Raw genomic sequence first — 7,496 nt, forward strand, 5'->3', positions numbered from 1 at the left:
CTTCGACTCCAGGACGTGACGAGTCACACCTAGGACACAAGCCGATATCAACGCTCCGTAATTCCGGTATGCCACAATCCGCGACATCCGTTTCCCAGGGTTCACCGATACCGCAGGCCGGCGCCCCGTCAGCCCGTTCCGGCCACCAGGTCGCACGCGAGCAGTTCCTCACTCTCCGTAGTTCCGCCCGCACGCTGGGTCCGCACCCAGGCCCGCTTCAGATGCAGATGCACCTCTGCCTCCCAGGTGAAGCCCATGCCGCCGTGCACCTGGAGGCAGTCGCGGGCGCCGCGCACGGCCGCCTCGTCGGCGAGCAGCCGGGCCGCGGCGATGTCCACAGGGTCCGCCGTCACGGCCGCGGCGTACACGGCGGCGCGGGCCACCTCCACCCGCACGAGCGTGCGCGCGCAGAGCTGCTGTACGGCCTGGAAGGCGCCGATCGGCCGACCGAACTGCTCACGGGTCCGGGCGTGTTGCGCCGCCAGCTCGCACACCCGCACGGCCGTGCCGAGCTGCTCCGCCGCCGTGAGCAGCACGGCCACCGGATCCGCCGCCCCGCGGGCCCCCGGCACCCGGTGCAGCGGCGTCAGCGGATCCACCGACCGCAGCGGTACGGCCCCGGAGGCGTCCCCGCGGACGACATCGGCCTCCGTCAGCCACTCCGCCACTCCGCCCCCGTCGACGGCCGCCACGACGACCGACCCATCGGCCGCGCCGGGCACCTCCCCGGCCGCGAGGTGCGTCGCCACCAAGGGGCCCGGCAGCAGCGCCCGCCCGGCCTCCTCGAACGCCAACACCGCCTCAGGCAGCCCGAGTCCGACGCCGCCCTCCGCCTCCGGCAGGCGCAGCGCGAAGAACCCCGCCGCGCCCAGCTCCCGCCACAGGGCGCGATCAAGGGCGGACGCCTCCACCGCCGCCCGGAGCGCCTCACGATCGAAGCGCCGGTCGAGCAGCTGCCGTAGCGCGGCCCGGACCGCGCGCTGCTCGTCGGTGAGTTGGAAGCGCACGGCTACCGCCCCCTCGGGAGGCCGAGGATGCGTTCGGCCACGATGGTGTGCTGGATCTGCGAGGTGCCGGCCGCGATGGTGTACGACAGCGAGGACAGCCGGTCGAGGACCCATGGCCGGTCCAGGTCCAGCGCGTCGGGGCCCAGCACGTCGGCGGCGGTGTCGTAGAGGTCCTGACGCGCGTGCGAGTACCTCAGTTTGAAAACCGAACCCCCCACACCGGGAACCCCGCCCGAGGCCTCCGCCTCGCTGACGTTCCACTGGGTGAGCCGCCACAGCGCCCGGAACTCGGCGTTCAGTCGCCCCAGCCGTCGGCGCAGGACGGGATCGTCCCAGCGGCCGTTCTTGCGCGCCTCGCGGGCGAGTTCGACCAGCACCCGGCGGCAGGCCACCACCTCGCCCACGAACGCCGTGCCGCGTTCGAACGACAGCGTCACCATGGTGACCCGCCAGCCGTCGTTCTCGTCCCCGACCCGGTTGGCGACCGGCACCCGAACCTCGTCGAGGAACACCTCGGCGAACTCGGCCGACCCGGCGAGGGTGCGCAGCGGCCGTACGGTGATGCCCGGCGTGTCCATGGGCATGGCCAGCCAGCTGATCCCCCGGTGCTTGGGTGCGTCCGGGTCGGTGCGTACCAACAGCTCGCACCAATCGGCCACTTCGGCATGGGACGTCCAGATTTTGGACCCACTCACCACATAGTCGTCGCCGTCCCGCCACGCGCGCGTGCGCAGGGCCGCGAGGTCGCTTCCGGCGTCCGGTTCGCTGAAGCCCTGGCACCAGACCTGCTCGCCGCGCAGGATGGGCGGCAGCCAGCGGGCCCGCTGTTCTTCAGTGCCCTCGGCGGCGATCGTGGGCCCGGCGTGCAGCAGCCCGACGAAGTTGGCGCCCACATAGGGAGCGCCCGCCTTCTCGGTCTCCTCCAGGAAGATCAGCCGCAGGGTCGGGGACGAACCCCAGTGGACGTCCCCGTACCCCGCGTCGTACAGCATCCGCTGCCACCCGAGGTCGTACGTGCGCCGCCCGGGCCAGTCGTCCGGGGACGGCTTGGGCGGCAGAGACGGCAGCACGCCCCTGAGCCACTCCCGCAGCCGGGCCCGGAAGTCCTCCTCCTCGGGCGTGTACGTCAGGTCCACTACCGGTCCAGGTCGAGGTCCAGCATGCGGATGGCGTTGCCCCGCATCAGCTTGTAGACGGTCTCGTCGTCGAGGCCCTTGACGTGGTCGAGGGCGACCTCCTTGGTGTGCGGGAAGGTGGAGTCGACGTGCGGGTAGTCGGTCTCGAAGGTGGCGTTGTCGCATCCGACGACGTCCAGGGACGCCACTCCGTGCTTGTCGCGGAAGAAGCAGCAGAAGATCTGCCGGTAGTAGTACGTCGACGGCGGCTCCGGGATGAGGTCGCGGACGCCGCCCCACGCGCGGTGCTCCTCCCAGACGTCGTCGGCGCGCTCCAGGGCGTACGGGACCCAGCCCATCTGGCCCTCGGAGTAGGCGAGTTTGAGCCGGGGGAAGCGCACCAGGACCCCGCTGAAGAGGAAGTCCATCATCGAGGCCATCGCGTTGTTGAACGACAGCGAGGCCTGCACGGCGGGCGGCGCGTCCGGGGAGGCGGCCGGCATCTGGGACGACGACCCGATGTGCATGTTGATCACCGTCCCGGTCTCCTGGCAGACCGCGAAGAACGGGTCCCAGTAGCCGGAGTGGATCGACGGCAGCCCCAGGTGGGTGGGGATCTCGGAGAAGGTCACGGCCTTCACCCCGCGCGCGGCGTTGCGCCGGATCTCCGCGACGGCGAGGTCGATGTCCCACAGCGGGATCAGACACAGCGGGATGAGCCGCCCGCCGCTGTCGCCGCACCACTCCTCGACCATCCAGTCGTTGTAGGCGCGCACACAGGCCAGGGCGACCTCCTTGTCGTGCGCCTCGGCGAAGGTCTGCCCGCAGAAGCGGGGGAAGGTCGGGAAGCACAGGCTGCCCTCGACGTGGTTGAGGTCCATGTCTTCGAGCCGTGCCTTGGGGTCCCAGCAGCCGCGCCGCATCTCCTCGCGGGTGATGCCCTCCAGGGTCATCTCGTCGCGGTCGAAGCCGACGGCGGCGATGTTGCGCTTGTAGGGGAACTTCAGGTCCTCGTAGATCCACCAGTCGGTGGGCTGGCCGTCGGGGTCCATGGTGATCTGGTACTTGCCGCCGACGTAGGCGAGTTCCCCGATGCCCGCGGTGAGTGGCTTGGGCCCGCGGTCGCGGTACTTGGCGGGCAGCCAGGTCTCGAAGAGGTGCGCGGGTTCGATCACATGGTCGTCGACGCTGATGATGCGGGGCAGTTCGGTCATGGTCCCCTCCGCCGGGCTGCGTCCAGATGAGGCGCAATCTGATGGTCTGTCAGATAGCATGTCACCTGACGAGTCGTCAGCCAAGCAGGGGGCACCCGTGAACGACAGCCCGCACTCCCTGAGCTCCTCCCGCACGCTGTGGGAACTGCTCGACCGCCGCGCCCGCCTCACCCCCGACCGTCCCGTCCTCCTCCAGGACGACCGCACCCTCACCTTCGGTGCGCTACGCGCGCGTGCCGAGCGGGTGGCGGCCGGCCTGTACGGCATGGGCGTGCGCCCCGGCACGGTCGTCGCCTGGCAGCTGCCCACCCGCATCGAGACGGCGGTGCTGACCTTCGCACTCGCCCGCCTGGGCGCCGTACAGACGCCGCTCATCCCGTTCCTGCGCGACCGCGAAGTCGGCTTCGCGCTGCGCGAGTCGGGCGCCGAGTACTTCGCCGTACCGGGCACCTGGCGGGGCTTCGACCACACTGGCATGGCCCGGCGGCTCGGCGCGAAGGGGGTGTTCGAGGCGTACGACGACCTGCCCGACGGCGACCCCACGGTGCTGCCCGCGCCACCCGCGCGAGGCACCGACGTGCGCTGGATCTACTGGACCTCCGGCACGACCTCCGACCCCAAGGGCGTCCAGCACACGGACCGTTCCCTGATCGCGGGCGGCACCTGCCTGGCGCACGCCCTGCGTCCCACCGCCGACGACGTGGGGTCGATCGCCTTCCCGTACGCGCACATAGGCGGCCCCGACTACACGGTGATGCTGCTGCTGTACGGCTTCCCGGCGCTGCTGGTCGAGCAGTTCGCGCTGCCGGACGCGCTGGCCGCGTACCGCGCACGCGGGGTGACGATCGCGGGCGGTTCGACGGCGTTCTACTCGATGTTCCTGGCCGAGCAGCGCAAACAGCCGGGCGTTCCCGTCGTACCGACCCTGCGGCTGCTCGCGGGCGGCGGTGCGCCGAAGCCGCCGGAGCTCTACCACGCCGTCGTCCGCGAGATGGGCGTCCAGCTCACCCACGGGTACGGCATGACCGAGGTGCCGATGATCACCATGGGGGCGCCGGACGACACGCCCGAGAACCTGGCGACCACCGAGGGACGGCCGCCCCAGGGCATGGAGATACGGATCGTCGACGGGGAGGTGCGGCTGCGCGGGGAGGCCGTCTGCCGAGGTTACCTGGATCCGGCGCAGACGGCGCAGGCCTTCGACGAGAACGGTTTCCTGCGCACCGGCGACCTCGGGCATCTCACCGACGGCGGCCACCTGATCCTCACCGGCCGCCTCAAGGACGTGATCATCCGCAAGGGGGAGAACATCTCCGCCAAGGAGATCGAGGACCTGCTGCACCGGCATCCGGCGGTCGCGGACGTGGCGGTGATCGGTCTGCCGGACGCGGAACGCGGGGAACGGGTCTGCGCGGTCGTCGAACAGCCGCCGGGGGCCGCCTCCTTGACCCTGGAGGCGGTGACTGCGTACCTGCACGCGGAAGGGCTCTCGGTCCACAAACTGCCGGAGCAGTTGGAGGTGGTCGACGCCCTTCCGCGCAACGACACCCTGCGGAAGGTGCTCAAGTACAAGCTCAGGGAGCGTTTCTCGGCTACTCGGGCACGGTGAAGTAGCGGGCGAACGCGGGGATGATCTCCGCCTCGCTCACCTTGCCGTCGCCGTCGGCGTCGAGGGTGGCGGCCGCGGCCCGCGCGATGCCCTCGGACACGCCGAGCACCTGCAGCACGCGCGCGAGGTCCTCGACCGTGGCCGCGCCGTCGCCGTCCGGGTCGGCGACGTCGAGGGCGGCGTGCAGGAAGGGGCGGGCGATCTCGGCGAACCTGTCGGGGTTGTCGCGCAGCCGCTTGACCGCGCCGGTGACGAACTCCTCCCGGGTGATCCGCTGGTCACCGTCCCGGTCCGCTATCCCGGCCATGCCCTGCCAGAAGGCCTCCGCGCCGCCGTACAGCGCCTGCCCCTTGTCGGAGCGGGACGCCGTGCCGAACTCAGCGAGCAGCGCCTTGGCCGCGCCGCTGAAGTCCTCACGGTCGATGTAGCCGTTGCCGTCCTGGTCGAAGGTGGCGAACCGGGCCGCGATCCTGCGCTCGTACTCGCTGCTGACCATGTCTTTTCAGGCCGCCTCACGTCATGTCGGGGTGCGTCTCGCGAGGGAGCGTACGACGTGGGAGGCGGTTCACGAGGGGGAAAACGACGGTTGTGCCAAGACCGGGGGAATTTTGGAACAACGGTGTGGCAGTTGGTTCACGCCGACAGGGGACTGGCGTCGTCCGAGGTCGCGGACGGCAGATCGGCGTGCACGTCGAACAGCCGCCGTACGCCCAGCGCGCCGAGCACGCGGTTGACGTGCGAGCCGTCGGCCGCGCCCTGCGCCGGGAGTATCAGCCGCAGCCGCCCCTGACAGGAGCGCAGCAGCCGACGGGCCGCGATCAGCACGCCCACACCGCTGGAGTCGCAGAACCAGACCTCGGAGAGGTCGAGGACGAGACTGTGGCGGCCCTCGGCCACCGCGTCGTGCACCCGCTGCCGCAGCACCGGCGACGTCACCAGGTCCAGCTCGCCCGACACCTGGAGCACGGCCCACTCGCCCTGCTCACCGCCGGTCACTTTGAACGCCACCACCATGCCCTTCGCCGCCGGAACATACAGAAAACGGCCGGAACCACCCGGAAACGGAATCAGCTCCTACGCTTCCTTGCGGCGCGGCTGCCCAGCGGCCGTTCCCTGAAACACCCCGCCGAAAACGAAACTCGGTCAAAAAAGGCTTGATTCAGTCGCATTCGATCCGATTCGATCAGGCCTGGCCTCGTCCATGCTGGGTAGGCGAGGCCCGAAAGCGCACTATCACCTGCGCTTCGTCGAGGGGCGCGCATTGCCACAAAGGGGCGTGCGCTGTCAGACGTGCCGACTACATTCGAGGTGGCGATGCACACAGGACGGACACCGGGACGAAGCATGGGGAGGGGGCCGCATGGCGAAGAAGGACGCGTCGCCCCGCTGGGACCGCAAGATGCAGCAGCGACTCGCGCGCGGTGAGGCGGCCGCCCTGGCCGAGCTCTACGACCGTTTCGCCTCCCTCGTCCACGGCCTGGCCCACCGCGTGCTCGGCGACGAGCGGGCCGCCGACGGCATCACCCGCGAAGTCTTCGTCCACCTCTGGGAACACCCCGACGCCTACGACCCCAAACAGGGCCCCCTCCGCTCCTGGATCGCCACCCTCACCAACCACCTGGCCGTCCAACGCCTGCGCGCCACCGAGACCGCCGCCCTCACCGAAGCCGGCCACGGCTCCACCGAGGAACTGGAACGCAAGGTCCGCCACGCCTCGGTCGCCGCCCGCGCCGACTACATCGTCCAGTCCATGCCGGCCCCGCTGCGCGCCGCCCTGGAGGGTGCCTACTTCCAGCGCCGCGACTACCGCCAGACCGCCACCGACCTCGGCATCACCGAGGACGAGGCACGCCGCCGCCTCCGCCTGGGCCTGCAACTCCTCGCCACGGCCCACGACGCCGGCACACCGCCCGGACACGGAGGTGCGGTGTGACCGACCCGGACCACCACGAGGAGCACGAGCAGGACCACACCCAGCCCCGCATACCCACACCGAGGACCTCGGTCGAGGACACGGGCCTCCCCCTGCCCCCAGCACCCCTCGACCACCACGTACTGAAGTCCCTCCTGGGCGCCTGGGCGCTGGCAGCCTGCTCCCCCGAGGAGACAACGGCGGTCGAGGACCACCTGGGCACCTGCGGAAGCTGCGCCGACGAGGCCCGCCGACTCCGGGAGGCGGTCGGCCTGCTGCAACGCCCCGACAGTCTCGACCTCGACCCCGGCCTGCGCACCCGCGTCCTGGAGTCCTGCCTCGACCGACGCCCACCGCGCATCCCGGTCCCCGAGTGGGCCATGCCCTACGATGCCGAGACCGCCCGTCTCGACGCCCTCCTGCAGGACTTCGGCGACGCCGAGTGGCACGCGCCCGTACGGCTGCGCTGGTTCGACGGCACGAAGCCGACCAGCCGCCGCACGACCGTCGCCGGCGTCATCGCCCACCTCCTGGCGGTCGACGGCCTCATCGCCCTCGCCCTCGGCCTGGACGACCCCCTCGGCGACACCGACGCCGACCCGCCGACCCCCACGGGCCGCACGGAGGCGTACTGGCGGG

Annotated in this window: 8 protein-coding genes; 3 read left to right on the forward strand and 5 right to left on the reverse strand. The window is 71.1% G+C overall.

Annotated elements, in window-relative coordinates; genetic code table 11:
* Window positions 1–128: 128 nt before the first annotated feature.
* From SSP24_RS21205 to SSP24_RS21215, 3 genes are read right to left on the reverse strand one after another with little or no spacing between them, the layout of a single operon-like run.
* Window positions 129–1,007 (reverse strand): acyl-CoA dehydrogenase family protein, encoded by an 879-nt coding sequence (locus SSP24_RS21205; RefSeq protein ID WP_141311242.1) that lies wholly within the window; start codon window positions 1,005–1,007, stop codon window positions 129–131.
* 2 nt (window positions 1,008–1,009) lie between these two features.
* Window positions 1,010–2,143 carry an acyl-CoA dehydrogenase family protein gene (locus SSP24_RS21210; protein ID WP_141311243.1) on the reverse strand — a complete coding sequence of 378 codons (1,134 nt, stop codon included), beginning with the start codon at window positions 2,141–2,143 and terminating at the stop codon, window positions 1,010–1,012.
* Window positions 2,143–3,336, reverse strand: a complete 1,194-nt coding sequence (locus SSP24_RS21215; RefSeq protein WP_141311244.1) for an amidohydrolase family protein — start codon at window positions 3,334–3,336, stop codon at window positions 2,143–2,145. Before SSP24_RS21215 ends, SSP24_RS21210 begins: the two co-directional genes overlap by 1 nt.
* A gap of 97 nt (window positions 3,337–3,433) precedes the next feature.
* Between SSP24_RS21215 and SSP24_RS21220 the strand changes: the two genes are divergently transcribed.
* On the forward strand, window positions 3,434–4,945 hold the full coding sequence (locus SSP24_RS21220) for a class I adenylate-forming enzyme family protein (RefSeq protein ID WP_141311245.1): 1,512 nt from the start codon (window positions 3,434–3,436) through the stop codon (window positions 4,943–4,945).
* On the opposite strand, the gene SSP24_RS21225 is transcribed toward SSP24_RS21220, so the two are convergent.
* Together SSP24_RS21225 and SSP24_RS21230 are read right to left on the reverse strand one after the other, a co-directional pair.
* The gene (locus tag SSP24_RS21225; RefSeq protein ID WP_141311246.1) at window positions 4,929–5,441 is read right to left on the reverse strand and encodes an EF-hand domain-containing protein; all 513 of its coding nucleotides are present in this window, start codon (window positions 5,439–5,441) and stop codon (window positions 4,929–4,931) included. The two genes, SSP24_RS21220 and SSP24_RS21225, sit on opposite strands and share 17 nt — an antisense overlap.
* A 137-nt stretch (window positions 5,442–5,578) precedes the next feature.
* Window positions 5,579–5,959 carry an STAS domain-containing protein gene (locus SSP24_RS21230; protein ID WP_141311247.1) on the reverse strand — a complete coding sequence of 127 codons (381 nt, stop codon included), beginning with the start codon at window positions 5,957–5,959 and terminating at the stop codon, window positions 5,579–5,581.
* 346 nt (window positions 5,960–6,305) lie between these two features.
* On the opposite strand from SSP24_RS21230, the gene SSP24_RS21235 reads away from it, so the two are divergent.
* Entirely contained in the window at window positions 6,306–6,878 is a 573-nt protein-coding gene (locus tag SSP24_RS21235) for a sigma-70 family RNA polymerase sigma factor (RefSeq protein ID WP_141311248.1), read from the forward strand.
* On the forward strand, window positions 6,875–7,496 hold a 622-nt coding region (locus SSP24_RS21240; protein ID WP_141311249.1), incomplete at its 3' end, for a zf-HC2 domain-containing protein. The genes SSP24_RS21235 and SSP24_RS21240, both read left to right, overlap by 4 nt.

The organism is Streptomyces spinoverrucosus (genome assembly GCF_006539505.1).
Lineage (GTDB): Bacteria > Actinomycetota > Actinomycetes > Streptomycetales > Streptomycetaceae > Streptomyces > Streptomyces spinoverrucosus.